Here is a 25,821-nt window from a genome sequence, read left to right as displayed (position 1 = left end):
CCGGGTCCCGCACCCGGCCTCTGGCGCGTCCGGGACCCCGCCACGCGCTAGACATCCGTCCGATGCGGGTCGAGCTGCGCGGGATCACCAAGCGCTTCCCGGGCGTGGTCGCCAACGAAGACGTGAACCTCGTGGTCGAACCCGGCCAGGTGCATGCGCTCCTCGGCGAGAACGGCGCCGGGAAGTCCACCCTGATGAACGTCCTCTTCGGCCTGTACCGCCAGACCGAGGGCGAGGTCCTGCTCGACGGGGTCCCGACGTCGTTCTCGTCCCCCGCCGACGCCATCGACGCCGGGATCGGCATGGTCCACCAGCACTTCATGCTCGTGCCCGTGTTCACCGTCGCCGAGAACGTGATGCTCGGCGTGGAGCCGACCTCGGCACCCGGGGTGCTCGACCGCGACGCCGCCCGACGCCGGGTGCTCGAGCTGTCCGCCCGCCACGGCCTCGACGTGGACCCCGACGCGATGGTGGAGGACCTGCCCGTCGGCGTGCAGCAGCGGGTCGAGATCCTCAAGGCGCTCTACCGCGAGGCCGACTGCCTCATCCTCGACGAGCCCACCGCCGTGCTCACCCCGTCCGAGATCGACGACATGCTCGGGATCATCCGGCGCCTGGCCGACGAGGGCCGCTCGGTCATCTTCATCTCCCACAAGCTGCGCGAGGTGCGGGCCATCGCCGACACGATCACGATCCTGCGCCGCGGCCGGGTCGTGGACACCACCACCCCCGACGAGAGCGACGAGCAGGAGCTGGCCACCGCCATGGTCGGCCGCGACGTCCAGCTCGTGGTCGACCGCAGCGCCGCCTCCCCCACCGACGTCGTGCTCCAGGTCTCGGACCTGCGGGTGCGCGACGAGCGCGACCAGCTGGCCGTGGCCGACGTGTCCTTCGACGTTCGGGCTGGGGAGATCGTGGCCATCGCCGGCGTGCAGGGCAACGGCCAGTCCGAGCTCGTGTCCGCCATCGTGGGTCTGCGGCGCCCGACCGCCGGCCGGGTCGAGCTGGACGGCGCCGACGTCACCGGGGCGAACCCGGCTCGCATGGTGGAGCTCGGCGTCGCCCACGTCCCCGAGGACCGCCAGCGCGACGGCCTGATCTCGTCGTTCCCGGTGTCGGACAACCTGGTCCTGAACCTCACCGGGCGGTCGCCGTACTCTCGGGGCATCCGCATGGACCGCCGGGCGATCCGGGAGAACGCCGAGCGCCTCGTCCAGGACTTCGACATCCGCACGTCGTCCATCGACGCCGCCGTCGGCACGCTGTCGGGCGGCAACCAGCAGAAGGTGATCGTGGGACGTGAGATGTCGCACACCGAGCGGCTCCTCGTGCTGAGCCAGCCGACCCGAGGCCTCGACGTGGGATCGATCCAGTACATCCACCACCGCATCGTCGAGGCCCGCGACCAGGGGCTCGCCGTGCTCCTCAACTCCTCCGAGCTCGACGAGGTGCTCGCACTCGCCGACCGGGTCATCGTCATGTACCGCGGGGGCGTCATCGGCGAGGTCAGCGGCGACGAGGCCACCCGCGACTCCGTCGGCATGCTCATGGCCGGAGCGCGGGCATGACCGCCCCGCCGGCCGAGGCACCCGCGGCCCCGCCGCCGGACGTGGACGACCCGCTCGCCGGTGCGCCGCACGAACGCCAGCCCGGCGTCGCCGGCGCCCTCCGCGAGGTGGCCCTGGGCCTGATCGGCCCGCTGCTCGCCATCCTCACGGCGCTCATCGTCGGTGCGCTCATCATCGTCTTCACCGACCCCACCACGCTCGAGGCGTGGGGCTCGTTCTTCTCGGCTCCCGGCACCGCGCTGGCGGACTCCTGGGACCTCATCGCCACCAGCTACCGGGCCTTGTTCGACTCCTCGTTGGGCAGCCAGCGGGCCCTTGCCCGCACGCTCGTGCAGTCCACGCCCCTGATCCTCGTCGGCCTCTCCGTCGCGCTGGCGTTCAAGGCCGGCATGTTCAACATCGGCGGCGCCGGGCAGCTCATCGTGGGCGCGATGGCCGCCGCCTGGATCGGGATCACCTTCGACCTCCCCCAGGTCGTGCACCTCCCGCTGGCCCTGGTGGCCGGCGTCATCGGCGGCGCGGTGTGGGGCGGCATCGTCGGGTTCCTCAAGGCCCGCACCGGTGCCCACGAGGTCATCACCTCGATCATGCTGAACTTCGTCGCGCTGCGGTTGCTGGACTACGCGCTGTCCACCGACACGTTCCGGCGCCCGGGCCGCAGCGACCCGATCAGCCCCGAGATGCCCGCATCTGTGCGACTGCCAGAACCGATCGACTCCTTCCGGGTCCACCTGGGCTTCCTCCTCGCCCTGCTCGTCGCCTGGGGCGCCTGGTGGCTGCTGCAGCGCACCACGATCGGGTTCCGGATGCGGGCCGTGGGCGCCAACCCCCACGCCGCCCGCTACGCCGGCATGGGGGTGGCGGCCACCACGGTGCTGTCCATGGGCATCGCCGGCGGCCTGGCCGGCCTCGGCGGCACGACGATCCTGCTCGGCAGCACCCCGCGCCTCACCGGCGGCTTCTTCGCCAGCGTCGGCTTCGACGCCATCGCCCTGGCCCTGCTGGGCCGGGCCAGCCCGATCGGCGTCGTCGGTGCCGGTCTGCTCTTCGGTGCGCTCCAGGCCGGGTCCACCGGCATGCAGGCCCAGACCTCCACGCCCATCGACATCATCTTCGTCATCCAGGCGCTGATCATCCTCTTCGTCGCCGCGCCGGCCATCGTGCGGACGGTCTGGCGGGTCAAGGAGACCCGCCTCGGCGCCGGGCAGCGGTTCAGCGCCGGCTGGGGAGCCCAATGACCTCCGTGACCACCGCCCCCGCGCCCCGCGACGACGTCGTCGAGGACACCGGCGCCCGCCGCCACGCGCTCACCGTCGCCGGCCTGTGCTTCCTCGCCGGCGTGGCGGCCATCCTCCTGTTCGGCCTCACCGCCACGTCGGACCAGGTGTCCACGTTGCTGATGAACCCCCGTGGCGTCGACACCATCCCCGACGTCGAGCTGCCCACCCAGATCGCGGCCTTCGTCCTCGGGTTCGGCGCCATCGCCCTCGGCGTGCGGGCCCTCCAGGTCGTCGACCCCAAGATCACCGTGTTCTTCGGCGGCGCGCTGGGCCTGTTCGCCCTCGCCCTCGTGATCTGGGCGGCGCGGGACGGCACCGGCGCGTTCTACGGCCTCATCGCCGGTTCGGTGCAGCGAGCCACGCCGATCGCCCTCGGGGCCATCGCCGGCCTGCTGTGCGAGCGCACCGGCGTCATCAACATCGCCATCGAGGGCATGATGCTGGCCGCAGCGTTCGGGGCCGCGATCACCGCAAGCGCCACCGGGAGCCTCTGGATCGGCCTGCTGTGCGGCATCCTCACCGGCGCGCTGTTCGGGGCCATCCACGCCGTGATCAGCATCCGCTACGAGGTCGACCAGATCGTGGGCGGCACGTTCATCAACATCTTCGCCCTCGGGCTCACCAGCTACCTGACGGTGCGCGTCCTGGTGGAGTACTCCCACCTCAACCAGCCCGGCACGTTCCGTCCCTTCGAGATCCCGCTGCTGGTGGAGATCCCGTTCCTCGGACCCCTGCTGTTCAGCCAGAACGTCTTCGGGTTCGTCATGTTCGGCCTGGTGGCGTTCCTGGCCTGGGCGCTGTTCAACACCCGGTGGGGCCTGCGGGTCCGCTCCGTCGGCGAGCACCCCCGGGCCGCCGACACCGTCGGCATCAGCGTGCACTTCATCCGCTACCGCAACGTCATCCTCGGCGGCATGGTGGCCGGCATCGGCGGCGCCTGGTTCACGCTCGGGTCGGCCGGTCGCTTCGACCAGAACATGACCAACGGCAAGGGCTTCATCGCCCTGGCCGCCATGATCTTCGGTCGCTGGCACCCCGTGGGCGCCCTCATCGCCGCGCTCATCTTCGGCTTCTCCGAGCAGCTCAACGACTACCTCGCCCTGCTCGACACCCCGATCCCGTCGGAGTTCCTGCTCATGGCGCCCTACGTCGTGACCATCGTCGTGGTGGCCGGCCTCGTCGGGCGCCCCCGGGTCCCGGCGGCCAACGGCCAGGTGTACCGGTCCGGCGGATGAGCCCGACCCCGGACTGGGTCGCCCTGCGGGCGGCCGCGGCCGAGGCGGCCCGGCGCTCGTACTCGCCCTACTCGGGCTTCCCGGTCGGCGCCGCGGCGCTGCTGGCCGACGGTTCAACCATCAGCGCGGCCAACGTCGAGAACGCCAGCTACACCGTCGGCATCTGCGCCGAGACCGCCCTCGTGGGCGTCCTCGTCGCCGGTGGTCGCGGACGAGGCGACCTCGTCGCGGTCGCGGTCACCGACCCCGACGGCAACGACCTGTCGGCCTGCGGGCGGTGCCGCCAGCTGCTGCACGAGATGGGCGGCGGCCCCATGCCCCTCAACGAGCGGCCCATGGACGGCTGGCTGCCCGACGCCTTCGGACCCGAGGACCTCACCTGATGGCAACCGACATCCTCGACGTGCTGCGCACCAAGCGCGACGGCGGCCGGCTCGACGACGAGCAGATCCGCTTCTTCATCGACGGCTACACGGCCGGCACCATCGCCGACGAGCAGGCGGCCGCGCTGCTGATGGCCATCGTGTGGCGGGGCATGGAGCCCGACGAGCTGGCGACGTGGACGGCCGCCATGATCGACACCGGCGAGCGCGCCGACCTGTCGTTCCTCGACCGTCCCACCGTCGACAAGCACTCCACCGGCGGCGTCGGCGACAAGATCTCCCTGATCCTGGTCCCCCTCGTCGCCGCGTGCGGGGCCGCCGTCCCCCAGCTCGCCGGCCGGGGCCTGGGGCACACCGGCGGCACCCTCGACAAGCTCGAGGCCATCGCCGGGTTCCAGTCGGTGCTGCCCGCCGACCGGTACCGGCAGGTCCTGGCCGACGTCGGCGGCGTCATCGCCGGCGCCAGCGGCGACATCGCGCCGGCCGACCGAAAGCTCTACGCCCTGCGCGACGTCACCGCCACCGTGGAGTCCATCCCGCTCATCGCCAGCTCGATCATGTCGAAGAAGATCGCCGAGGGCACCAGCGGCCTCGTGCTCGACGTGAAGCTCGGCTCGGGCTCGTTCCTCGGCGACGACGCCGCCACGCGCGTGCTGGCCGAGACCATGGTGGGCATCGGCAACGGGAACGGCGTCGACACGGTCGCCCTGCTCACCGACATGGACCAGCCCCTCGGCCGGGCCGCCGGCAACGCCCTCGAGGTGCAGGAGTCCCTGGACGTGCTCGCCGGCGGCGGACCCGCCGACGTGCGCGAGCTCACCCTGGCCCTGGCTCGGGAGATGCTCGCCCTCGCGGGCATCGACACCGACCCCGAGCCGGTGCTCGACGACGGGCGGGCCATGGAGGTCTTCGAGCGGATCGTGGCGGCCCAGGGCGGCGACCTGTCCGTGGCGCTGCCCACGTCCGCGCACACCCACGTCGTCGCCGCCGAGCGGGACGGGTGGCTGCAGCGCATGGACTGCAAGGCCGTCGGCATCGCCGTCTGGCGACTCGGTGCCGGACGGGCCCGCAAGGAGGACGCGGTGTCCTTCGGCGCCGGTGCCCTGGTCGAGGCCAAGGTCGGCGAGCGCGTGTCCGCCGGCGACCCGGTGCTCGTGCTGCACGCCGACGACCCCGATCGCTTCGCCGGCGCGCTCGCCGCCCTCGAAGGAGCCATCGACATCGGCGACGAGCGGGTCGAGCCACGACCCCTCATCGCCGACCGCATCACCTGATCGGTGCCTGCACCGTTCCGGGCGGCCCCCCACGCCTCCTGCGCGCACCGCGGCCCAGAACGGTGAGGGATGGGGCTCAGATGTCGCCGACGCCGCCCGTGCCCCCACGTCGGCGCAGGCGACCGGCGGCCCCGCCCGCGGCACCTCGTGCCGCTCGGCCCGTGCTGACGGCTGCACCCTTGGCCACCCGGACCGAGGAGCCGGCCGCACCCTTGGCCATCTGACCGGCGCGCTCTGCGGTGGCCTTCGTGCGGTCGAGCGCGGCGGCGGCCCAGGCGTACTCGGTGCCGAGCACGGCGAAGCCGGCCACGACCACGAGGATGCCGGGACCGGGCAGCACCAGCATGGCGATGCCGGCGAGCACCAGGGCCGCGCCGATCACGGTGACCGCGATCCGCTTCGAGGAGCGGAAGGCGAAGCGGACGACGGCGACGAAGCGGGACTCCGAGCTCTCGGGCATCGACAGATCGTACGGCGGGGCAACCGGTAGCGTCAGCGCATGCCGAACACCCCCACGCTCGAGCTGATCAAGCAGGCCCCGAAGGTCCTCCTGCACGACCACCTCGACGGAGGGCTGCGGCCGGCGACGGTGATCGAGCTGGCCGCCGAGCAGGGCTACACGGACCTGCCGACCACCGACCCCGAGGAGCTGGCCGCCTGGTTCGTCGAGGGCGCCGCACGGCGCAGCCTGCCCCGCTACCTGGAGCCGTTCCAGCACACGGTCGGGGTCATGCAGACCCCCGAGGCGCTCACCCGCGTCGCAGCCGAGTGCGCCGAGGACCTCGCCGACGACGGCGTGGTCTACGCCGAGGTCCGCTTCGCACCCGAGCTGCACCTCGACGGCGGCATGGAGCTGGACCAGATCGTCGAGTCCGTGCTCGCCGGGTTCCAGCAGGTGACCGCCCAGGGCCGCATCCAGATCGGGCTGCTCCTCACCGCGATGCGCACGGCGGCCAACTCCTCGGAGATCGCCGAGCTCACGCTGCGCCACCGGGATGCCGGCGTGGTCGGCTTCGACATCGCCGGCAGCGAGGCCGGGCACCCGCCCACCCGCCACCTCGACGCGTTCCGCACCATCGCCGCCGCCAACCACCACATCACCATCCACGCCGGCGAGGCGTTCGGCCTGCCCTCCATCTGGGAGGCCATCCAGATCTGCGGGGCCGAGCGGCTCGGGCACGGCGTGCGCATCGTCGACGACATCGAGGTCCAGCCCGACGGCTCGGTCAAGCTCGGCGAGCTCGCGTCCTTCGTCCGCGACCGGCGCGTGCCGCTCGAGATGTGCCCGACGTCGAACGTGCACACGGGCGTGGTGGACGAGCTGTCCCAGCACCCGATCGACCTGCTCACCCGCCTGCGGTTCCGGGTCACCGTCAACACCGACAACCGGCTCATGAGCGACGTGACCATGTCGAGCGAGATGCACGCCCTGTGCGAGACCTTCGGCTACGGCTGGACCGACCTGCAGTGGTTCACCGTGAACGCCATGAAGAGCGCGTTCTGGCCCTTCGACAAGCGCCTGCGGATCATCAACGAGATCATCAAGCCCGGCTACGCATCGCTCCAGGCCCGGTCGCTCGAATCGGCTTGACCATGTGGGCATGACCATGTGGTGGACTCTCCGCCATGGCCGACACGATCCAGATCTCCCGCGACATCGCCGCCTCCCCTGAAGCGGTCTACGCCGCCATCTCCGACGTCACCCGCATGGGCGAGTGGTCCGAGGAGTGCCACGCCTGCGAGTGGCACGAGGGCCACGACGGGCCGACGGTCGGGGCCACCTTCGACGGGCACAACCGCAACGGCGAGCACGAGTGGACCACCCAGGGCACGGTCATCGAAGCCGAGCCCGGCCGGGCCTTCGCCTTCGAGTGCTCGATGATGGACTTCCACTTCTCGACGTGGGGCTACCGCATCGAGCCGACCGACGCGGGGTGTCGGGTCACCGAGTGGAGCCAGGACCTGCGGCCGGAGTCCGCCCTGGAGTTCAGCAAGCAGATGTCCGGTGTCGACGACCGGACGGCGCGCAACCGCGAGACCATGAGCGAGACGCTCGAGCGCCTCGCCGCTTCGCTGGAGGGCTGAACCCGGCGCTCAGATGCCGTCGAGGATCGCCGCGGACGACGACGCCCCGATGCGGGTGGCGCCGGCCTCGATCATGGCCAGCGCCGTGGCGGCGTCACGGATGCCTCCCGATGCCTTGACGCCGATGTCCCAACCGACCGCGGCCCGCATGCGGCGGACGGCGTCGACCGTGGCCCCACCCGTGGAGTGGAAGCCGGTGGAGGTCTTCACGTAGTCGGCGCCGGCGCCGACGGCCACCGCGCACACCCGGTCGAGCTGCGCGTCGTCGAGCGCGGCGGACTCCACGATGACCTTGAGCACCGCCGGTGACGGCGCTGCCTCGCGCACGGCGCGGACGTGGGCCTCGACCTCGTCCCAGTCGCCCGCCACCACGGCGCCGAGGGGTACGACCATGTCGAGCTCGGACGCGCCGTCGGCGACGGCAGCGGCCGCCTCGGCGGCCTTGATCTCGGCCCGGTGGGCGCCGGAGGGGAAGCCGATCACGGACGCCAGCCCGACGGTGGAGCCACGGAGGGCGGCGGCGGCAGCGGCCACCTGGTTGGGCGACACGCAGACCGCCCCGACCTCCAGGTCGCGCGCCTCGGCGCAGAGGGCCTCGACGCGCTCGACGGTCGCCTCCGGGGCGAGCAGCGTGTGGTCGATCATGCGGGCGACAGCGGTGCGATCCACGAATGCCATCATGCCCACATGGACACGCTCGTCGTCGACCACCCCCTCGCCGCCCAGCTCCTGACCCGGATGCGCGACGAGCGCACCGACCGGGCCGTGTTCCGCCAGGCCGCGGACGAGCTGGCCCTCATGCTGGTCTACGAGGCCACCCGCGCCCTCGCCACCGAGCCGGTGACGATCCGCACCCCGCTCACCGAGACCTCCGGCGTGCGCGTCACCCGGCCCCCGATGGTCGTGCCCGTGCTGCGCGCCGGCCTCGGCATGCTCGGCCCGGTCCTTCGCCTGCTGCCGGGCAGCGACACCGGCTTCATCGGCGTGGCCCGCGACGAGTCGACCCACGAGCCCGTGCCGTACATGAACTCGGTGCCCGACGACCTCGACGGGCGCGACGTGCTCGTCCTCGACCCCATGCTGGCCACCGGCGGCTCCATGGTCTTCGCCTGCGAGCAGCTCGCCGCCCGCAACCCGGGCACCGTCACCGCGGTGTGCATCCTCGCGGCGCCCGAGGGCGTGGACCGGCTGGACAGCACCGGGCTCGTCGACCGACTCGTCACGGCATCGGTGGACGAGCACCTGAACGAGGACGCCTTCATCGTCCCCGGCCTCGGCGATGCCGGCGATCGGCTCTTCGGCACGGCCTGAGGCACGACTCCGGCCGCGACGGGGTAAGGGTCCGCACCCGTCCCCACGTCGAAAGAGGACCCCATGGATGCCATCACGCTGCTGACCACCGACCACGACGAGGTGCGCGACCTCTTCGAGCAGTTCCGCACGGCCGACGAGGCCGAGGACATGGCCCGCATGAAGGAGCTGCAGAAGGAGATCTTCTCCGAGCTCGAGACCCACACCCGGATCGAGGAGGACATCTTCTACCCGGCGGTGAAGGACACCGACGAGGAGGAGCTGGCCGAGACCGTGGACGAGGGCGTCCAGGAGCACCACGTCGTCAAGGTCCTGATGCGGGAGATCGAAGAGGTCTCCGGCGACGACACCTTGATCGCCAAGATGAAGGTGCTCATGGAGAACGTCGAGCACCACGCCGAGGAGGAGGAGACCGACATGTTCCCCGACCTCCGGAAGCGGATGAGCCAGGAGCGCCTCGACGAGCTCGGCACCGAGATGGCGGCCGCCAAGTAGCTCCCGAGCGGCCTCGGGGTCAGGCGGCCCCGTAGCGCTCGACCAGGCGCGGGATCCGCTGTTCGAACTCGAGCTTGTCGAAGCAGGCGGTGGCGCCGCGCGCGCGGCTGCGGTTGAAGCTCTCGGCCGCCGCGTACGCGGTGACCACGAGCACCCGGGTCGACGGGCACCGCCGCTTCAGCTCCGGCAGGGCCGACAGCCCGTCCCGGTTCGGCATGAACAGGTCGAGGACGATCAGGTCCGGGCACACGTCGGCGACCTGGGCGATGCAGTCGTCGCCGTCCACCGCCTCGGTCACCTCGACCCCGCGTGCCTCGAACGCCATCCGGAACAGCAGCCGGATGTCGGCCTCGTCGTCGCAGATGAGCACCCGCACGCCGCCACGGTACGACCGATGCGCCACCCGACGTCGAGCCGTGCTCGAGGTTCGTCTCAGGCGAGCCGGGCTTCGAGGTCGGCGAGGACCGCGTCGATGCGCTCATCGGCGATGTCGGTCTCGGCGCCGACGTCGTCGACGGCGTCGACCAGGCGCACCACCTCGACGTAGAGCTTGAGCTTGGGCTCGGTGCCCGACGGGCGGACGACGACCCGCATGCCGTCGCCGCGCAGGACCACGCCGTCGGTCGGCGGCAGGCGCTGACCGAGGGCCAGGTCCTCGACGCCGACGACGTCGAAGCCGCCGAGCACCTCTGGCGGATCCGTCCGGATCCGGTCGACCGCCGCAGCCATCCGCGGGGCACCGTCGAGTCCCTCGAAGCGCAGCGAGCGCTGGCGGGTGCGGTGCAGCCCCAGGTCGACGGCCAGCTCGGCGAGGCGCTGCGCCACCGAGGAGCGCTCGGCCAGCAGCCCCGCCACCGCCTCCACGGCGACGACGGCGGCGCTGATGCCGTCCTTGTCCCGCACCAGCGACCCGACCGAGTAGCCGAGCGCCTCCTCGTAGCCGAGGACCGGGCGGAGATCGGGTCGGGCCATCGCGGCGCGGGCCAGCCACTTGAAGCCGGTGAGCGTCTCGACGAACTGGACGTCGTGGTGCGCAGCCAGCGCAGCGAGCGCCGACGACGACACGACGGTGGTGACCAGCAGGCGATCGGCGCCCTCGGAGTGGCGCAGCAGGTGGTCGGCCAAGAGCAGGCCGATCTCGTCGCCGGTGAGGACCCGCCACGTGGTGGCCCCGCCACGCGGTCCGGGCACGGCGAGGGCGAGGCGGTCGGCGTCGGGGTCGTTGGCGATGGCGAGGTCGGCACCGTGCTCCTCAGCCGACGCGAGGAGCAGGTCCATGGCGCCCGGCTCCTCCGGGTTGGGGAACGCCACCGTCGGGAAGTCGGGGTCGGGGTGGGCTTGCGCCTCGACCACCGCCGGCGGCGCGAGGCCGGCTCGGGCGAAGGCCGCCTGCAGGACCTCGAGGCCCACCCCGTGCATGGGCGTGTAGGCCACCCGCAGGTCGACCGGCGCGTGGGAGGTCCGGAGTCCGGCGACCCCCTCGACGTAGGCGTCCACCACGTCGTCTCCGAGCTCGGCGATGCGCGCGTCGTCGAGCGGGGCGAGCGGCAGGTCGGACACCCGCTCGATCGCTGCCATGTGGGCCGCGATCTCCCGATCCCACGGAGCGACGATCTGGGCACCGTCGCCGGCGTAGACCTTGTAGCCGTTGTCGGCAGGTGGGTTGTGGCTGGCCGTGACCATCACGCCCGCCGCCCCGCCCAGGTGGCGGACGGCGAAGGCGAGCAGCGGCGTCGGTAGGGGACGATCGGCGAGGACGACGGAGCGGCCGGCGCCGGCGACGACCGCGGCCGTGTCCCGGGCGAAGTCGGCCGAGCCGTGGCGTGCGTCCCGGGCCACGACCACGGGTCCCTCCCACCCCTGGTCGTCGAGCCAGCGGCACAGCCCGGCCGCGGCACGGCGCACGACGGCGCGGTTCATCCGACCCGGCCCCGGCCCGAGTGGCCCGCGCAGGCCTGCGGTGCCGAAGGCGAGCGGGGCAGCGAACGCGGCCTCGAGCGCGGCCTCGTCGGCGGCGGCGACCATGGCGTCGAGCGCCGCGACCGTGGCGGGGTCGGGGTCGTCGGCGCGCCAGGCGTCGATGGCGGCGCGCAGCTCGGTGTCCATCCGGTCTACAGCCGCCGGACCAACCGGGCGAGCAGGGAGCCCATGGCATCGGCCGAGGTCACGGCCACCGACAGCACGTCCTCGTGGTCGAGCGAGTCGCCCAGGCCGGCCGCCAGGTTGGTGACCAGCGACATGGCCAGCACCTCGGCGCCCATGTGGTGGGCGGCGACGGCTTCGTGCACCGTGGACATGCCGACCAGGTCGGCGCCCAGCGTCTGGAGCATGCGGATCTCGGCGGGCGTCTCGTACTGGGGGCCGTTCATGCCGGCGTAGACGCCCTCGACCAGGGTCGGTTCGAGCTCCCGGGCCATGGCCCGCAAGCGAGCCGAGTACAGGTCGGTCATGTCCGGGAACCGGGGGCCGATGGCCGCGTCCGGCGTCGGGCCGGTCAGGGGGGAGCGGCCGGTGAGGTTGAGGTGGTCGGCGATGAGCACCGGCTGCCCGATGGACATGCCCTCGCCGAGGCCGCCCGCCGCGTTGGTGAGCACGACCGTGCGGCAGCCGGCGAGCACGGCGGTGCGCACGCCGTGCACGACGTCGGCGAGTCCGTGCCCCTCGTAGGCGTGGACGCGGCCCAGCGCGACCAGCACGCGGCGACCGTCGACGTCGATGGAGCGGAGCTCGCCCCCGTGGCCCTCCACGGTCGGCGCGTGGAAGCCCGGCAGGTCCGCCGCCGGGAACGCGCAGGAGGCCTCCCCCAGCTGCTCGGCGGCGGTGCGCCAGCCCGAGCCGAGCACGACCACCACGTCGTGGCGCTCGACGCCGGTCCGCTCGGCGAGGGCGGCAGCCGCCTCGGCGGCCCGCTCGTAGGCGTCGGGCGGGGTGCCGGTGCCGCTCATGCCAGCTGGGCCAGCGACTGGCCTGGTCGGGCGCCGGTGTGGCCGATGACGGCCGAGGCGGCGATGGAGCCGAGGCGGCCGCACTCGGCCAGCGGCAGGCCCTTGGCCATGCCGTGGAGCACGCCGGCGGCGTACAGGTCGCCGGCCCCGGTCGTGTCGACGACGTCGACCGGGTGGGGCGGCACCTCGACGATGCCCTCGGAGGTCACGATGAGCGAACCCTCCGGGCCGAGCGTGACGCACGTGGTCTCCACCTCGTCACGGGCGCGGTCGACGGCGTGGTCGAGGTGGATCCCGTAGAGGGCACGCAGCTCGGCGTCGTTGGCGAAGAGCACGTCGACCTGGTCGGCGACGAGGGGCCGCCACTCGTCGATGTGGCGCTCCACGCAGAACGTGTCGGACAGGGTGAGCGCGACCTTGCGGCCGGCGCCGTGGGCGATCTCGGAGGCGGTTCGGTAGGCGGCCTTGGCCTCGGGCCGATCGAACAGGTAGCCCTCGAGGAAGGTGTACCGCGACAGCTCGATCAGCTCGGCGTCCACGTCGTCGGGGCTGAAGTAGGCGGAGGCACCGAGGTAGGTGTTGAGGGTCCGCTCGGCGTCCGGGGTGACGATGATCAGGCACCGCCCCGTGGGCGGGCCGTCGGCGGCCGGCGGCGAGCGGAACACGACCCCGTTGGCCCGCATGTCGTGGGCGAACACCACGCCGAGCTGGTCGTCGTGGACCTTGCCCAGGTAGGCGGCCCGGCCGCCGAAGGAGGCGACCCCGGCGATGGTGTTGGCGGCCGATCCGCCGGACACCTCGATGCCCGGGCCCATCGCCTCGTACAGCTGCGTGGCCCGGTCCGGCTCGATGAGGGTCATGGCCCCCTTCACCAGATCGTGGGTCGCGACGAAGTCGTCGGCCTCGTGGCTGAGCACGTCCACGAGCGCGTTGCCGATGCCGACCACGTCGAGGGCGGTGCCGTCGTCGCGGACGTCGCGGAGGATCTGCTCGGATGCAGGGGGCGTCACGCTCGGCGACGGTACACGCGGCCGGTACCGTTGCCCGGTGCCCTCCGACGACGCCACCGCACCGCCCCCGGCCACCGGGGACCGGGCCGGTCGCCTCCCCGCCTCGGTCCGGCCCGAGCGCTACGACCTGCGGCTCGCCCCGGACCTCGCCACGAGCACCTTCCGGGGCGCGGCCAGCGTCACCCTCGACGTCGGCTCCCCCACCGCCGAGCTGGTCTGCAACGCCGCCGAGCTGGACGTCAGCGAGGCGTGGGTCGACCTCGACGGGCGCCGCATCGACGGTGAGATCCACCTCGACGCCGACCTCGAGCAGCTGCGCGTCGCGCTGCCCGAGACCCTGCCCGGCGGGACGGCGACGCTGCACCTCACCTTCTCGGGCGTGCTCAACGACCGCCTCCGCGGCTTCTACCGCTCGACCTACACCGCGGACGGCGGCGGCGACCGTGCCATCGCCGTCACCCAGTTCGAGCCCACCGACGCCCGCCGGGCCTTCCCGTGCTGGGACGAGCCGGAGTTCAAGGCGGTCTTCGGCGTCACCCTGGACGTCGCCGAGGACCTGCTGGCCATCTCCAACGGCCCCGAGCTCGCCCGGGAGGACCTCGGCGACGGGCGGGTGCGCATCCGCTTCGCCGACACCATGCCGATGTCGACCTACCTGGTCGCGTTCGTCGTCGGTCCGATGGAGACCACCGGCCCCGTCGACGTCGACGGGGTGCCGCTGCGCATCGTCCACCGCCCCGGGCAGGGCGAGCTGGCCGAGTTCGCCCTCGAGGTCGGGGCCCACGCCCTGCGCTTCTTCGCGGACTACTACGGCATCGCCTACCCGGGCGACAAGGTCGACATGGTGGCCGTGCCCGACTTCGCGTTCGGCGCCATGGAGAACCTGGGCTGCGTCGTCTACCGGGAGACCCTCCTGCTCGTCGACCCGGAGTCCGCCACCCAGGCCGAGCTCCTCGCCGTCGTCGACGTGATCGCCCACGAGCTCGCCCACATGTGGTTCGGCGACCTGGTGACGATGCGCTGGTGGAACGGCATCTGGCTCAACGAGGCCTTCGCCACCTTCATGGAGGCCAAGTGCGCCGCGGCGTTCCGCCCGGCGTGGGAGCGGTGGATGCACTTCGGCCGCGAGCGGTCGGGCGCGTTCGACGTCGATGCGCTGGCCACCACACGCCCGATCGAGTACCCGGTGATCACGCCTGCCGACGCCGAGGGGATGTTCGACACCCTCACGTACCAGAAGGGCTCGGCGGTCGTCCGCATGCTCGAGCAGTACCTGGGCGAGGACGCCTTCCGGGACGGCATCCGCCGCTACCTGCAGGCACACCAGTTCGGCAACACCGAGACCGGCGACCTCTGGGATGCCCTCGAGGCCGTCACGGGCGAGCCGGTGCGGGCGATGATGGACAGCTGGATCTTCCAGGGCGGCTTCCCGCTCGTCACCGCGAGCCTCGACGACGCCGGCCTGACCCTGACCCAGCAGCCGTTCCGCTACACGGAGCCGGCCGACGCGGGCGACGGCGAGGACCCCCGCTGGCACGTGCCGGTCGTCGTGCGCAGCGCAGGCGGCACCGAGCGCATCGTGCTCGACGGCCCCCGGGCCTCGCTGACGCTCCCGGCCACGCCCACCGCCGGCGCCCCCGTCGTCGTCAACGCCGGCGGCCACGCCTTCTACCGGGTGTCCTACGACGCCGAGCTCCAGGCCGCCGTCCTCGACGGCCTCGGCGACCTCGCCCCGCTGGAGCGCTACGCGGTGCTCGACGACGCCCACGGCCTCACCCTCCGGGGCGACCGCCGGGCGGGCGACCTCGCCGCCACCGTGCAGCGCATCGCCGACGTCGGTGAGACCGACCTCTCCGTGTGGCAGCTGGCCGCGTCGAGCATCGAGGTGGTCGACCGGGCTGCGTCCGAGGACGAGCGACCGGCCGTGTCGGCGTGGGTCCGCCGCCTCCTGGCGCCGCTCGCAGCGCGGCTCGGCGACGACGTCGACCCCACCGACGACGACCGCACCCGAGCCCTCCGCGGGCTCGTCCTCGGGTTGCGCGGCGTGCACGGCGACCCCGACGCCCTGGCCCGCGCGACCGCGGTGTTCGAGCAGCAGCTGCACCGGCCGACCGAGGTCGACGCCGAGCTCGGCGCCGGTGCCCTGAAGGCCGCGGCGGTCACCGCGGATGCGGACCGGTTCGACGCCATGCTCGACCGCTTCCGGCACGGCGCCACGCCCCAGGAGCAGGTCCGCTACCTCTACGCCGCCGCCACCGTGGCGGACGGCGACCTGTTCTCCCGGTACCTCGCCCTGCTCGAGACCGACGAGGTCCGCAGCCAGAACCTGGCCTTCGCCTACCGGGCGGCGCTGCGCAACCCGGCCCACGACCGCCACGCCTGGACCGCCGTGCGGGACGGCTGGGAGCGCATCCGGGCCCGGCTGCCCTTCAACGCCAACCACCGCCTCGTCGAGGGCATCACCAGCGTCACCGACCCGGCGCTGGCCGACGAGATCGAGGAGTTCCTCGCCACCCACCCGGTGCCCGAGGCCACCACGCTGATCGCGCAGCACGTCGAGCGGATGCGGGTGCAGGTGGCGGTGCACCAGCGCGAGGCGGGCCAGGTCGCGTCGTCGCTGCCCGGCGGATGAGCATCAAGGTCCACGAGAGCAGCCGACGCACCCGGCTCGTCAACGCCTTCCGCAGCCACGTCCCCCCGCAGCCCCCGGGTGACGGGCGTCCGCGCCCGCCGCAGCGCCTCGCGGTGTTCGGCACCGGGACGACGTGGATCCAGCTGACGTGGAGCGCCCTCGGACCCGGCCCCATCGAGGTTCGCTGCGGAGACCAGACCGTCTCGGTCGACGCCGACGGCGGACCCGGCGCGGCCACCGTGACCGACCTCGCGCCGGGCAACGCCCATCGGATCCACATCAGCGGGCCGGGACTGCCCGAGCCGGTCCCGCCGCTGGAGGCCCGGACCCTGCTGCCGCCGCCCGGCGAGCTGCTCCATCGCATCGCCACGGTGAGCGACACCCACATCGGCTCCCGCAGCACCGGCTTCCTGCACACGATCATCGAGAAGCCCGAGCCCGACGAGGTCCACCCCGTGCGCTGCGCCCGGGCCGCCCTGCGCGAGGCGCGGGCCTGGGGCGCCGACGAGCTGATCGTCAAGGGTGACCTGGTCGACCACAGCCGGCCGGAGTGGTGGGCGCAGGCGGCCTCGGTGCTCGACGAGCTCGACGTGCCGATCTCGGTCGTGCCCGGCAACCACGAGTGGTCCGGCCGGGGCGACGGGGATCCCGCCGCCGGCCTCGCTCGCCACGGCCTGCAGCTGGTGACGGACGTGGCCCACGTGGACCGCCCCGGCATCCGCGTGGTCCTCGTGGACAGCACGATCCCCGGCCAGGACCCCGGGAGGGTCTCCGACGTGCTCGAGCGCACGCTCGACCTCGCCAGCGGCACGGACCTGCCCCTCCTCGTCGCCATGCACCACCAGCCCCTGCGGTGGCGCGTCCCGACCTACCTCCCGGCCGGGATCCCGGGTCCCGAGGCCGAGCACTTCCTGCGCGCCCTCGGCCGGGCCAACCCCCGCACCCTCGTGACGTCGGGGCACACGCACCGGCACCGGCGCCGCCACGTCGGCCCGGTCACCATCACCGAGGTCGGCTCGACCAAGGACTTCCCGGGGACGTGGGCGGGCTACGAGGTGCACGAGGGCGGGGTCGTCCAGACCGTGCACCGCATCGCCGACCCGTCCTGCATCCGCTGGACCGACCACACCCGTCGGGCGGCCTTCGGCGTGTGGCAGCTGTGGTCCCCCGGTCGCCTCGGCGACCGGTGCTTCACCCGGAGCTGGTGACCCGGGCGGCTCCGGTCAGACGAGCGAGGCGACGAGGGCGACCTGGGCGGCGTGGTAGGTGACCATCACCGCCACCCGGCCCCACGCCAGCGGCTGGATGAACCGGGTCCAGGCGATGAGCGCATCGGAGACGTAGAACGACACGGCGCCGGCGAGGGCGATGGCGCTCCCCGACGCCCCGGCCGAGACCACCATGGCGCTGATCACCAGCACGTAGGCGGTGACCGGCATCGCGAGCTCTGGCTCGCTGCCCGTGCGCACCGCCCGCAGGATCCGGAGGCCGAGCCACGGGAGGGCCACGGCGATGATGCCCGCACCGACGACGAGGCCGGCCACGGAGGTGTCCAGGGACAGCAGCCCGACGATGTAGGCGACGTGGCCGAGGAGGAACGACGCCAGACCCGGCACGAACAGGTCCCGGGGCAGCATCAGGAACACGTCCCCTGCGAGCGACAGGACCAGGGCGACCACGAACCACGTCCGGGCGGTGTCGTCCGCCGGGTCGAGGGCGAGGGCGGCGGCGATGAGCACCACCATCGTCAGGGGCTTGGCCACGTACTCGACGCGTCGTCGATCGGTCCCCACCGCCCACCAGTCGATGGCCGCCACGACCAGGGTGGCTGCGAGGAGCGCGATGACGGTCCCGTCCATGGCGATGGTCTACTGGACCCCCTGTGAGCGGCACCGACCTCGAGCACCGCGCCGAGATCCGGCGGGCGAACCGCACCACGCCGATCTGGATCGGGCTGGTCGTCGTGGCAGGCATCGTCGCGCTCGTCGTCGGCAGCGGGGACGACGGCGGGGAGGCGGCCCCTGATCCCGGTCCGACGACGGTCCCGGCGACCCCCACCAGCGAGACGCTCACCACCACGTCACCGCGAGAGCTGCCGCCGGTGTACGGGCTCACCCCGGTGGGGGGCGACGACGCCCTCTTCGCGTTCTCGACCGCCACCGCGCCATCGGGACCCAGCGGGCTGGTCGGACTCGAGGTGCAGACCGTCGTGACCACCGACGACGTCGTCGTCGTGCTGGCCGGCGGCGGGGTCCACGCGGCCGAGCCGGGCGAGCCGTTCGAAGAGGTCGTGGGCTGCTGCATCGAAGGCCTGCACCCGTCCAACGAACCCGGCCACGTCTGGCTGCACGACGGCGAGGAGGTCTCGCTGCTGCAGCTCGAGGGCGGCGGCTCCATCACCGAGCTCGACATCGGCGACGGGGAGGTCCTCGGCCCGGCGAGCTTCGGGATCGTCGTCCTCGGGAGCGACGGCATGGTCCGCTGGCACCGGCCCAGCTTCGAGCCGACGGACCTGGGCGCCTCCGACGACCGCCAGGCCATCGATGCCGGGGGCGAGCGCCTCCTGGTCGCCGCGCCGGCCACGGCTGCAGCCGCTGCACGCCTGGAGGTCTGGTCGATCACCGGCAACGGGCTCCTCTCCACCCACGCCCTCGACGACGGCGCCGCTGCCGACGGCCGGCTGTCCCCGGACGGGTCGGTGGTCCTGGTGCCGGCGCCGGGCGGCTGGGACGTGCGCGACGCCGCGACCGGGCTGCTGCACGGCAGGCTGCCGAAGGTCGACTCGCCGGTCTGGGTCGGGGGGAACCGGTTCGGCGCCGCGCTCGACGGCCAGCTCGTGGTCTCCGACAGCGGCGCGCTGCCCCTGCGCTGGCCGGTGCTCGCCGTCGCCGAGCAGTCGCCCTGAGACGTGGCTACGGCGATGCGGCCGAGATCGCCTCGTCCCAGCCGAGGCCCTGCTCCAGCGCCATGCGGTAGCGCACGGTCTTGGCCGGCCAGTTCCACCCGAGTGCGCCCGTGACCTGCCCGTCCCGGCCGTACAGGGCGACGAAGCGGTCGTCGCCGATGGCCCCGTCGACCACCACGAGGTCGCCCCCCTGATCGGGCAGGGTCGGCCGTCCGGCCACCTGGACCCGCACGTCGTGCTGGTCGGACCAGAACCACGGCACGGGGTCGTAGACCTCGGCTCCCTCGTCGCTGGCCAGCAGGCGCCGGCCTGCGGCGCGGCCCATGTCCACCGCGTTGTCCCAGTGCTCGATGCGCAGGCGCCCGTAGCGGGGGCTGTCCCAGGACGCGACGTCGCCGGCTGCGGTGATGCCCGGGGCCACGAGCGTGGTCGCGTCGCACCGGATTCCGTCCTCGACCGCGAGTCCGGAGCCGTCCAGCCATGCGGTGTTGGGCACCACGCCGATGCCGACGACGACGAGGTCGGCCTCGATCACCGCGCCATCCGTGGTCCGAACCCCTTCGACGTGGTCGTCGCCGAGCACGGCGTCCACCCCGGTGCCGAGGCGCAGGTCGACCCCGGCGGCGCGGTGGACGTCGGCGACCGCGGCACCGATGGTCGGGCCGAGCACGCGCTCGAGCGGCTGCGACAGCGGCTCGACCACCGTGACCTCGTGACCCCGGAGGCGGCACGTGGCCGCGACCTCACCGCCGATGAAGCCGGCTCCCACGACGACGACGCGCTCGGGACCGGCATCGAGGTCCGCACGGAGGCCGAGGCAGTCGTCGAGGGACCGCAGCAGGTGCAGGCCGGCCCGGTCGCGGTGGCCGGGCAGCCGACGGGGCGATGCGCCGGTGGCGATGACCAGGCCGTCGTAGGGCAGCGACTCGCCGGTGGCGAGCTCCACGGTCCGGCCGCCGACGTCGAGCCCGACGGCGCGCTCCCCCACCAGCCAGTCGAGGTCCAGGTCGTCGTCGCGGGCCGCGGCCCACTCGGTGGTGGTCGGGTCCTCGCCGCCGAGCACCCCCTTGGACAGGGGCGGTCGCTCGTAGGTGCGGACCGGCTCCTCACCGACCAGGTGGATGGCGCCGTCGTGGCCCTGGGCCCGCAGCTCGGCCGCGGCCGAGAAGCCGGCGATGGACGCGCCGACGATGACGATGTCGCGCATCGTCGGGGGCGCTACTCGTCCTCGATGGAGATGGCCTGCTTGGGGCAGCGCTGCACGGCCTCCTCGACCTTGGGGCGCAGCTCCTCGCTGGGGTGCTCCTGCAGGACGTAGAGGAAGTCGTCGTCGCGCACCTCGAACACCTCGGGGGCGACGCCCATGCAGATCGCGTTCGACTCGCACAGGTCGAAGTCGACGACCACCTTGTAGCCCATCTCGTGTGCCCCTTCTCGTTCGGCGTCCGGAGACGTCGGAGCGTACCGCGCCCGCTCACCGGCCCCGAGATGCATCGGAGACAGGGCCACGCGGTACGGACACGTGGAGGCCGTCCGCGCGAGCGCCAATCGTCGGTGCCCCGGAACGCCCTCGTCCGCCAGCCGCGCTCGGAGGTGCCATGCCCGAAGACCCGCTCCCCACCCGAACCCCCGCCGACCCGCCCACGGCGCGCCGTCGACGCAGCCGTCGGCAGGGCCTCCTGGCCGCAGGCCTGACCGGCCTCGTGGTGACCGCGCCGCCGAGCGGTGCGAGCGTGCGCGACGCGGCCAGCGCCACGATCGAGCTCCCCGCCGACGAGGATCCCGACCCCGCGCCGCTGTTCGGGGTCGACCTGTCGTCGCTGCTCACCATCGCCCACCGGGCGGCGGCCGCCGGAGACCTGGTCAGCGCGGTGCTCGAGGGACCCTCGGCCGTGGCCCGGTGGGACGGCGTGGAGGTGCTCACCGACGGCGACACGACCGAGTTCGTCGGCTTCCACGAGTCCAACAGCACCGAGGCGCTGCCGCTCGACTCCACCCGGCCGATCGCGGCGAGCCACCACCACGGCGCCGCGGTCCCGATCACCGGCGAGGCCGAGGGCCAGGTCATCGTCCTGCCCACCCGTCAGCGGGCCGCCGGCCCGATGACCGCGATCGACCTCGCGGTGGATGCCGACGCGGGGGTCACCGCTCCCGTGGACGGGGTCGTCGTCGAGGTCGCGCCGATCCAGTACCGGGGCAGCGACCACAAGATCACCATCCGCCCGCACGCCAACCCGGACGTCGAGGTCTCGATCATCCACATCGTCGACCCGCTCGTGGTCGCAGGTGACCACGTCCGTGGGGGCGAGACGCTCGTGGCGGCTGGTCCCCGCCAGCTCGGGTTCGAGAGCCAGGTCGACCGCTTCACCGAGGCCGCCCGCGGCGCCGCCGCGCCCCACGTGCACGTGGAGATGCGAGCCACCGAGCCGAACGCCGCCTGACGCTGCGCACTCCTCGGACGGGCCAGACTGCCGTGCCGTGCCCCGTCCGACCTCGCTCAGCGCCGCGCAGGCCCGGCGCACCGTGCTCGCCGCCCAGGGCCTCGCCGCGGCCCGGCCGTCCGGCCGGGTCGACCGTCGCCACCTGCGATCCGTGATCCGGCGCCTCGGCCTGGTCCAGATCGACTCGGTCAACGTGCTGGCGCGCGCCCACCACCTGCCGTTCTTCAGCCGGCTCGGCCCGCACGACCCCACCCTCCTCGACCGCCTCGCCTACCGGGACCACGAGGTGTTCGAGTACTGGGGCCACGAGGCGTCGCTCATCGACGTGGAGCTGGAGCCGCTGCTGCGGTGGCGCATGGCCGACGGCCACCGCTGGAGCGGACCGGCCACGGTCGGGCACCGGCGGCCCGACCTCATCGGACAGCTGGAGGCCCTGGTGCACGAGCACGGACCGGCCTCGGCGGCCGAGCTCGACGAGATCCTCGGCACCCGGCGGGACCGCACCGGGCCGTGGTGGGGGTGGAGCGACACGAAGAAGGCGCTGGAGCACCTGTTCTGGCACGGCCGGGTCGGCGCGGTGCGCCGGGGCGGGTTCGAGCGGGCTTACTGCCACCCGGCCGTCACGGTCCCGCCGCACGTGCGCGATCGGCCCACGCCGGCCCGGGAGGAGGCACTCCGCGACCTGCTCCTGGTCGCGGCCCGGGCCCACGGCGTGGCCACCCCGAAGGACCTCGCCGACTACTGGCGGTTGCCCATCCGGGAGGTCCGGGCGCTGACCCCCGGGCTGGTCGCCGACGGGCAGCTGGAGGCGGTGGCGGTCGAGGGCTGGCGCGAGACCGGCGTGCGCCACCCGGATGCATCCCTCCCCCGGCGGGTGGACGCCTGCGCGCTGGTCTCGCCGTTCGATGTCGCCATGTGGCACCGGGACCGGGTGGAGCGCATCCACGGGTTCCGGTACGTGATCGAGATCTACGTGCCCGAGGCCAAGCGCGTCCACGGCTACTACGTGCTGCCGTTCCTGCTCGGCGACACCTACGTCGCCCGGGTCGACCTCAAGGCCGACCGCGCCGGCCGGCGGCTCCTGGTGCAGTCGGCCTGGGCCGAACCCGACCTCGACCAGCGCGGAACCGACGAAGCCGAGGTCGCCGAGCGCCTCAGCAACGAGCTCCGGCTGCTGGCCGACTGGCTCGACCTCGACGACGTGGTCGTCGTCGGCCGCGGCGACCTCGCTCCCGCCCTCGCCGCCGTCCACTGACCGCGACACCAGCACTGCCAGTTCCAGTCCTCTCGAACTGGCAGTTCCCCTGTCGCGCGTCAGGTGTCGGGGTGAGGGGTGAGCACCTCGGCGCCGTCGTCGGTGACGAGGATCGTGTGCTCGAACTGCGCGGTGCGCTTGCGGTCGATGGTGGCGGCGGTCCACCCGTCGCTCCACATGACGTGCTCGTGGGCGCCCACGGTGATCATCGGCTCGATGGTGAACGTCATGCCCGGTTCGATGATGTCGGTGAGGCGGGGCTCGTGGTAGTGCGGGATGTGCAGGTCGGTGTGGAACTGCTCGCCGATGCCGTGCCCGACGAAGGCCCGGACCACGCCGAACCCCTCGGCCTCGGCGTGGGTCTGGATGGCCCGGCCGATGGCCGAGAACGGCTCGCCCGGCTTCACCGCTTCGATGCCCCGGAGGAGCGATTCGTAGGTGACCTGCACCAGGCGCCGCGAGACGTCGTCGACCTCGCCGACGAAGAACGTGCGGTTGGTGTCGCCGTGGACGCCCTCGCGGAAGATCGTGACATCGATGTTCACGATGTCGCCGTCGACCAGCTCGCGGTCGTCGGGGATCCCGTGGCAGATGATCTCGTTCACGGAGGTGCAGACCGACTTGGGGAACGGGTTGTCGGGGCCGCCGTAGAGCAGGGGGCTGGGGTAGGCGCCGGCCTCGACGGTGGCCTCGTGGCAGATGCGGTCGAGCTCGTCGGTGGTGATGCCGGGGCGGACCGCAGCCCCGGTGAGGGCGAGGATGCGGGCGGCCTCGGCCCCCGTGCGCCGCATGCGGGCGATGACGTCGGGGGACTTGACCGCGGGCTCGTCCCAGCGGTCGACCCGACCCTCGACCACGTACGCGGGCACCTCGATGGTGTCGGGGACGGGGCGCAGCGGGGAGATCGCGCCCGGCCGGACGGGCTCGAAGCTCGCCTTGTGGCAGCGCTTGAACTTGCGGCCGCTGCCGCAGAAGCACTGGTCGTTCGCCTTCATCGTGGCCGTCACGGCCACCAGGGTAACGCCGCATCCACCCGCTCCCCCGGGCGGTGTGCCACGGTCGTTGCCCGTGGGACGCCCCACCGATGCTGCAACCAAGCGAGCCCGGACCCGACGGCGCAAGGCCCGCCGTGCTGCGACCCGGGCCACGGTCCAGCTCGTCACCGTCCTGGTCGGGGGCCTGCTCGCCGGCGGCCTGATCGTGGCCGCCGCCCTGCCGGGCGCCACCGGACCGGTCCCGGCCACGGCCACCACCGCTGCCGCCGCGGGGGTGGCCGTGCTGACGCTGGTGGTGGCCCGCCGGTTGCGCCCGCTGGATCAGGGCCGTTCGCGCCGGTAGCCCTCCCAGTGGTCCAGCGCGCTGCGCATCAGGACCTCGTACTCCTCGAAGGTGTGGCCGTGGCGGGCGGCCACGATCAGCTCGGCGTCGGCACCCACCGGCGTCCGCAGCGGTGCGGCCGGGTCCTCGAGCACGTCGGCCACGGTCCGCGCGACGAGCGCGGGGTCCGCAGGTCCGTCGCCGCCCAGGCCCTTGGCCCGGGACTCCAGCTGCTCGGCGATCGTCCAGTAGCCGTCGTGATCCGGCGTGAAGGCCGCCGCCGTCACCGTGTTGGCGCCCAGCTCGGTGGGAAACTGGCCGGGCTGGATCGAGTGGACCCGGATGCCGGACAGGCCGAGCTCGAAGTGGAGCGCCTCGCTGATCGCCTCCACGGCGTGCTTGGAGGCCGCGTAGATCCCCGCGAAGGGGCGGGCGATCACGCCGGCCACGCTGCTCAGGTTGACCAAGGCAGCAGCCTCGGACCGCCGCAGGTGCGGCACCGTCGCCCGCACCACGCGGAGCAGCCCGAACACGTTCGTCTCGAACTGCAGGGCGACCTCGGCGTCGGACACCAGCTCGACGGGGCCGCGCACCTCGATGCCGGCGTTGTTGACCACCACGTCCAGGCCGCCGAGCAGCGCCACGGCCTCCGCCACCCCGCGCGCGACGGAGGCCTCGTCGTGCACGTCGAGGGCGACCACGTGGACCGAGGTGCCGGCCGCGTCGCAGGCCCGCCGGAGGTCGCCGTCGCGCGACGGGTCTCGCATGGTCGCCACGACGTCGTGGCCACGCCCGGCCAGCTCCACGGCGGTGAGGAGGCCGAAGCCGCTGGAGCAACCGGTGATGAGGACCCTGGGCACGGCGACGGTCTAGCTGTCCCAGCCGAAGGCGTCGATGGGTCCGTGGCCGCCGCCGAGGCGCCAGGTGCGGGCCCCGAGCAGGCCCCGGTGCACGAAGCCCTTCGCCGCCCGGACCGCGTCGAGCGGGTCGTCGCCGAGCGCGAGACGAGCAGCCGTGGCCGCCGCGAAGGAGCACCCGGAGCCGTGGTCGTTGGGGGTGTCCACCCGGGGCAGCACCAGCCGCTCGGCTCGACCGTCGACGGCGACCACGTCGACGGCATCGTCGCCCTCGTCGTCGGCGTCCCCGCCCTTGACCACGACCGCCTCGCAGCCGAGGTCGAGCAGCTCCACGGCTGCGGCCTCCATGTCGGCGAGGGTCTGCAGGGATCGGCCGACGAGGAGCCCCGCCTCGGTGCGGTTCGGCGTGATCACCCGGGCCAGCGGGAGCAGCCGGGCGACCAGCGCATCCCGGACGTCGGGCGGGAACAGGGCAGCACCGGCCGAGCTGACCAGCACCGGGTCCACGACGAGGTTCGCCAACCGGCCGGCCTCGGCCACGCGTGCGACCACGTCCACGGTGTCGGCCGAGGCGAGGAACCCGGTCTTGGTGGCCCGCACGTCGAGGTCGCCGAGCACGGCATCGAGCTGGGCGGCGACGAACTCGGGTGGGACGACGTGGACCGCCTCGACCGCCTGGGTGGACTGGGCGGTGAGGGCGGCCACCGCAGTGGCGCCGTGCAGCCCGTGGGCCGCGAAGGCCCGCAGGTCGGCGTGGACCCCGGCCCCGCCGGCGCTGTCGACGCCGGCGACGGTGAGGGCGACCAGCGGTGTCGGCACGGTGGGCGA

The 25,821-nt window shown here is 73.3% G+C and carries 27 protein-coding genes; 15 read left to right on the top strand and 12 right to left on the bottom strand.

Translation table 11 applies throughout. The features are described from left to right. Window positions 1-62 precede the first annotated feature (62 nt). From RGQ06_RS12285 to RGQ06_RS12265, 5 genes are read left to right on the top strand one after another with little or no spacing between them, the layout of a single operon-like run. Window positions 63-1,568 carry an ABC transporter ATP-binding protein gene (locus RGQ06_RS12285; RefSeq protein WP_432430419.1) on the top strand — a complete coding sequence of 502 codons (1,506 nt, stop codon included), beginning with the start codon at window positions 63-65 and terminating at the stop codon, window positions 1,566-1,568. Continuing rightward, window positions 1,565-2,806 carry an ABC transporter permease gene (locus RGQ06_RS12280; protein WP_432430418.1) on the top strand — a complete coding sequence of 414 codons (1,242 nt, stop codon included), beginning with the start codon at window positions 1,565-1,567 and terminating at the stop codon, window positions 2,804-2,806. Before RGQ06_RS12285 ends, RGQ06_RS12280 begins: the two co-directional genes overlap by 4 nt. Next, window positions 2,803-4,083: an ABC transporter permease gene (locus RGQ06_RS12275; RefSeq protein WP_432430417.1), complete on the top strand. Its 1,281-nt coding sequence runs from the start codon at window positions 2,803-2,805 to the stop codon at window positions 4,081-4,083. Before RGQ06_RS12280 ends, RGQ06_RS12275 begins: the two co-directional genes overlap by 4 nt. Then, window positions 4,080-4,466, top strand: a complete 387-nt coding sequence (locus RGQ06_RS12270; RefSeq protein ID WP_432430416.1) for a cytidine deaminase — start codon at window positions 4,080-4,082, stop codon at window positions 4,464-4,466. Before RGQ06_RS12275 ends, RGQ06_RS12270 begins: the two co-directional genes overlap by 4 nt. Beyond that, entirely contained in the window at window positions 4,466-5,740 is a 1,275-nt protein-coding gene (locus RGQ06_RS12265; RefSeq protein ID WP_432430415.1) for a thymidine phosphorylase, read from the top strand. The genes RGQ06_RS12270 and RGQ06_RS12265 overlap by 1 nt, the downstream gene beginning before the upstream one ends. 76 nt (window positions 5,741-5,816) lie before the next feature. On the opposite strand, the gene RGQ06_RS12260 is transcribed toward RGQ06_RS12265, so the two are convergent. Beyond that, window positions 5,817-6,200, bottom strand: coding sequence for a PGPGW domain-containing protein (locus RGQ06_RS12260; RefSeq protein ID WP_432430414.1), 384 nt, complete (start codon window positions 6,198-6,200; stop codon window positions 5,817-5,819). A 39-nt stretch (window positions 6,201-6,239) separates the two neighbouring features. On the opposite strand from RGQ06_RS12260, the gene RGQ06_RS12255 reads away from it, so the two are divergent. Together RGQ06_RS12255 and RGQ06_RS12250 are read left to right on the top strand one after the other, a co-directional pair. Next, window positions 6,240-7,331: an adenosine deaminase gene (locus RGQ06_RS12255; RefSeq protein WP_432430413.1), complete on the top strand. Its 1,092-nt coding sequence runs from the start codon at window positions 6,240-6,242 to the stop codon at window positions 7,329-7,331. 35 nt (window positions 7,332-7,366) lie between these two features. Beyond that, window positions 7,367-7,825 (top strand): SRPBCC family protein, encoded by a 459-nt coding sequence (locus RGQ06_RS12250; RefSeq protein WP_432430412.1) that lies wholly within the window; start codon window positions 7,367-7,369, stop codon window positions 7,823-7,825. A 9-nt stretch (window positions 7,826-7,834) separates the two neighbouring features. On the opposite strand, the gene deoC is transcribed toward RGQ06_RS12250, so the two are convergent. Further along, the gene (deoC, locus tag RGQ06_RS12245) at window positions 7,835-8,503 is read right to left on the bottom strand and encodes a deoxyribose-phosphate aldolase (protein ID WP_432430411.1); all 669 of its coding nucleotides are present in this window, start codon (window positions 8,501-8,503) and stop codon (window positions 7,835-7,837) included. A gap of 9 nt (window positions 8,504-8,512) precedes the next feature. Here deoC and upp point away from each other — a divergent pair, with 9 nt between their 5' ends. Together upp and RGQ06_RS12235 are read left to right on the top strand one after the other, a co-directional pair. Further along, window positions 8,513-9,136, top strand: a complete 624-nt coding sequence (gene upp / locus RGQ06_RS12240; protein ID WP_432430410.1) for a uracil phosphoribosyltransferase — start codon at window positions 8,513-8,515, stop codon at window positions 9,134-9,136. 63 nt (window positions 9,137-9,199) lie between these two features. Then, window positions 9,200-9,631, top strand: a complete 432-nt coding sequence (locus RGQ06_RS12235) for a hemerythrin domain-containing protein (RefSeq protein ID WP_432430409.1) — start codon at window positions 9,200-9,202, stop codon at window positions 9,629-9,631. Window positions 9,632-9,650: 19 nt separating this feature from the next. Here RGQ06_RS12235 and RGQ06_RS12230 read toward each other — a convergent pair whose 3' ends face one another. From RGQ06_RS12230 to RGQ06_RS12215, 4 genes are read right to left on the bottom strand one after another with little or no spacing between them, the layout of a single operon-like run. Further along, window positions 9,651-10,007 (bottom strand): response regulator, encoded by a 357-nt coding sequence (locus tag RGQ06_RS12230; RefSeq protein WP_432430408.1) that lies wholly within the window; start codon window positions 10,005-10,007, stop codon window positions 9,651-9,653. 56 nt (window positions 10,008-10,063) lie between these two features. After that, on the bottom strand, window positions 10,064-11,737 hold the full coding sequence (locus tag RGQ06_RS12225) for a phospho-sugar mutase (protein ID WP_432430407.1): 1,674 nt from the start codon (window positions 11,735-11,737) through the stop codon (window positions 10,064-10,066). Between the two features lie 5 nt (window positions 11,738-11,742). Then, a complete protein-coding gene (locus tag RGQ06_RS12220; RefSeq protein ID WP_432430406.1) occupies window positions 11,743-12,576 on the bottom strand; it encodes a purine-nucleoside phosphorylase in 834 nt (277 codons plus the stop codon). Next, window positions 12,573-13,586 (bottom strand): adenosine kinase, encoded by a 1,014-nt coding sequence (locus tag RGQ06_RS12215; protein WP_432430405.1) that lies wholly within the window; start codon window positions 13,584-13,586, stop codon window positions 12,573-12,575. The genes RGQ06_RS12220 and RGQ06_RS12215 overlap by 4 nt, the downstream gene beginning before the upstream one ends. 37 nt (window positions 13,587-13,623) lie before the next feature. On the opposite strand from RGQ06_RS12215, the gene RGQ06_RS12210 reads away from it, so the two are divergent. Next, window positions 13,624-16,218, top strand: coding sequence for a M1 family metallopeptidase (locus RGQ06_RS12210; protein ID WP_432430404.1), 2,595 nt, complete (start codon window positions 13,624-13,626; stop codon window positions 16,216-16,218). Beyond that, window positions 16,215-17,426: a metallophosphoesterase family protein gene (locus RGQ06_RS12205; protein WP_432430403.1), complete on the top strand. Its 1,212-nt coding sequence runs from the start codon at window positions 16,215-16,217 to the stop codon at window positions 17,424-17,426. Before RGQ06_RS12210 ends, RGQ06_RS12205 begins: the two co-directional genes overlap by 4 nt. A 15-nt stretch (window positions 17,427-17,441) precedes the next feature. On the opposite strand, the gene RGQ06_RS12200 is transcribed toward RGQ06_RS12205, so the two are convergent. After that, window positions 17,442-18,077, bottom strand: a complete 636-nt coding sequence (locus RGQ06_RS12200; protein WP_432430402.1) for a lysoplasmalogenase — start codon at window positions 18,075-18,077, stop codon at window positions 17,442-17,444. Between the two features lie 23 nt (window positions 18,078-18,100). Between RGQ06_RS12200 and RGQ06_RS12195 the strand changes: the two genes are divergently transcribed. Continuing rightward, window positions 18,101-19,123: a hypothetical protein gene (locus RGQ06_RS12195; protein ID WP_432430401.1), complete on the top strand. Its 1,023-nt coding sequence runs from the start codon at window positions 18,101-18,103 to the stop codon at window positions 19,121-19,123. A 7-nt stretch (window positions 19,124-19,130) separates the two neighbouring features. On the opposite strand, the gene RGQ06_RS12190 is transcribed toward RGQ06_RS12195, so the two are convergent. Next, complete coding sequence (locus RGQ06_RS12190; RefSeq protein WP_432430400.1) at window positions 19,131-20,330, bottom strand: NAD(P)/FAD-dependent oxidoreductase; 1,200 nt, start codon at window positions 20,328-20,330, stop codon at window positions 19,131-19,133. An 11-nt stretch (window positions 20,331-20,341) separates the two neighbouring features. Then, window positions 20,342-20,542 (bottom strand): ferredoxin, encoded by a 201-nt coding sequence (locus RGQ06_RS12185; protein ID WP_432430399.1) that lies wholly within the window; start codon window positions 20,540-20,542, stop codon window positions 20,342-20,344. 179 nt (window positions 20,543-20,721) lie between these two features. On the opposite strand from RGQ06_RS12185, the gene RGQ06_RS12180 reads away from it, so the two are divergent. Next, window positions 20,722-21,564, top strand: a complete 843-nt coding sequence (locus RGQ06_RS12180) for a hypothetical protein (protein WP_432430398.1) — start codon at window positions 20,722-20,724, stop codon at window positions 21,562-21,564. Between the two features lie 37 nt (window positions 21,565-21,601). Beyond that, window positions 21,602-22,819, top strand: coding sequence for a winged helix-turn-helix domain-containing protein (locus RGQ06_RS12175; protein WP_432430397.1), 1,218 nt, complete (start codon window positions 21,602-21,604; stop codon window positions 22,817-22,819). 59 nt (window positions 22,820-22,878) lie between these two features. Here RGQ06_RS12175 and map read toward each other — a convergent pair whose 3' ends face one another. Next, complete coding sequence (gene map, locus RGQ06_RS12170) at window positions 22,879-23,814, bottom strand: type I methionyl aminopeptidase (protein WP_432430432.1); 936 nt, start codon at window positions 23,812-23,814, stop codon at window positions 22,879-22,881. Window positions 23,815-23,887: 73 nt separating this feature from the next. Here map and RGQ06_RS12165 point away from each other — a divergent pair, with 73 nt between their 5' ends. Beyond that, window positions 23,888-24,157: a hypothetical protein gene (locus RGQ06_RS12165; protein WP_432430396.1), complete on the top strand. Its 270-nt coding sequence runs from the start codon at window positions 23,888-23,890 to the stop codon at window positions 24,155-24,157. Here the strand turns inward: RGQ06_RS12165 and RGQ06_RS12160 are convergent. Both RGQ06_RS12160 and thiD read right to left on the bottom strand, forming a co-directional pair. Beyond that, entirely contained in the window at window positions 24,136-24,996 is an 861-nt protein-coding gene (locus RGQ06_RS12160; protein WP_432430395.1) for an SDR family oxidoreductase, read from the bottom strand. The two genes, RGQ06_RS12165 and RGQ06_RS12160, sit on opposite strands and share 22 nt — an antisense overlap. A gap of 9 nt (window positions 24,997-25,005) precedes the next feature. Then, window positions 25,006-25,812 (bottom strand): bifunctional hydroxymethylpyrimidine kinase/phosphomethylpyrimidine kinase, encoded by an 807-nt coding sequence (gene thiD / locus RGQ06_RS12155; RefSeq protein WP_432430394.1) that lies wholly within the window; start codon window positions 25,810-25,812, stop codon window positions 25,006-25,008. Window positions 25,813-25,821: the final 9 nt, after the last annotated feature.

The organism is Salinilacustrithrix flava (assembly GCF_041228405.1).
Taxonomy (GTDB): domain Bacteria; phylum Actinomycetota; class Acidimicrobiia; order Acidimicrobiales; family Salinilacustritrichaceae; genus Salinilacustrithrix; species Salinilacustrithrix flava.
The sequence above is the reverse complement of the archived record's forward strand: the minus strand, read 5'-3'. Positions and strand labels throughout refer to the sequence as shown.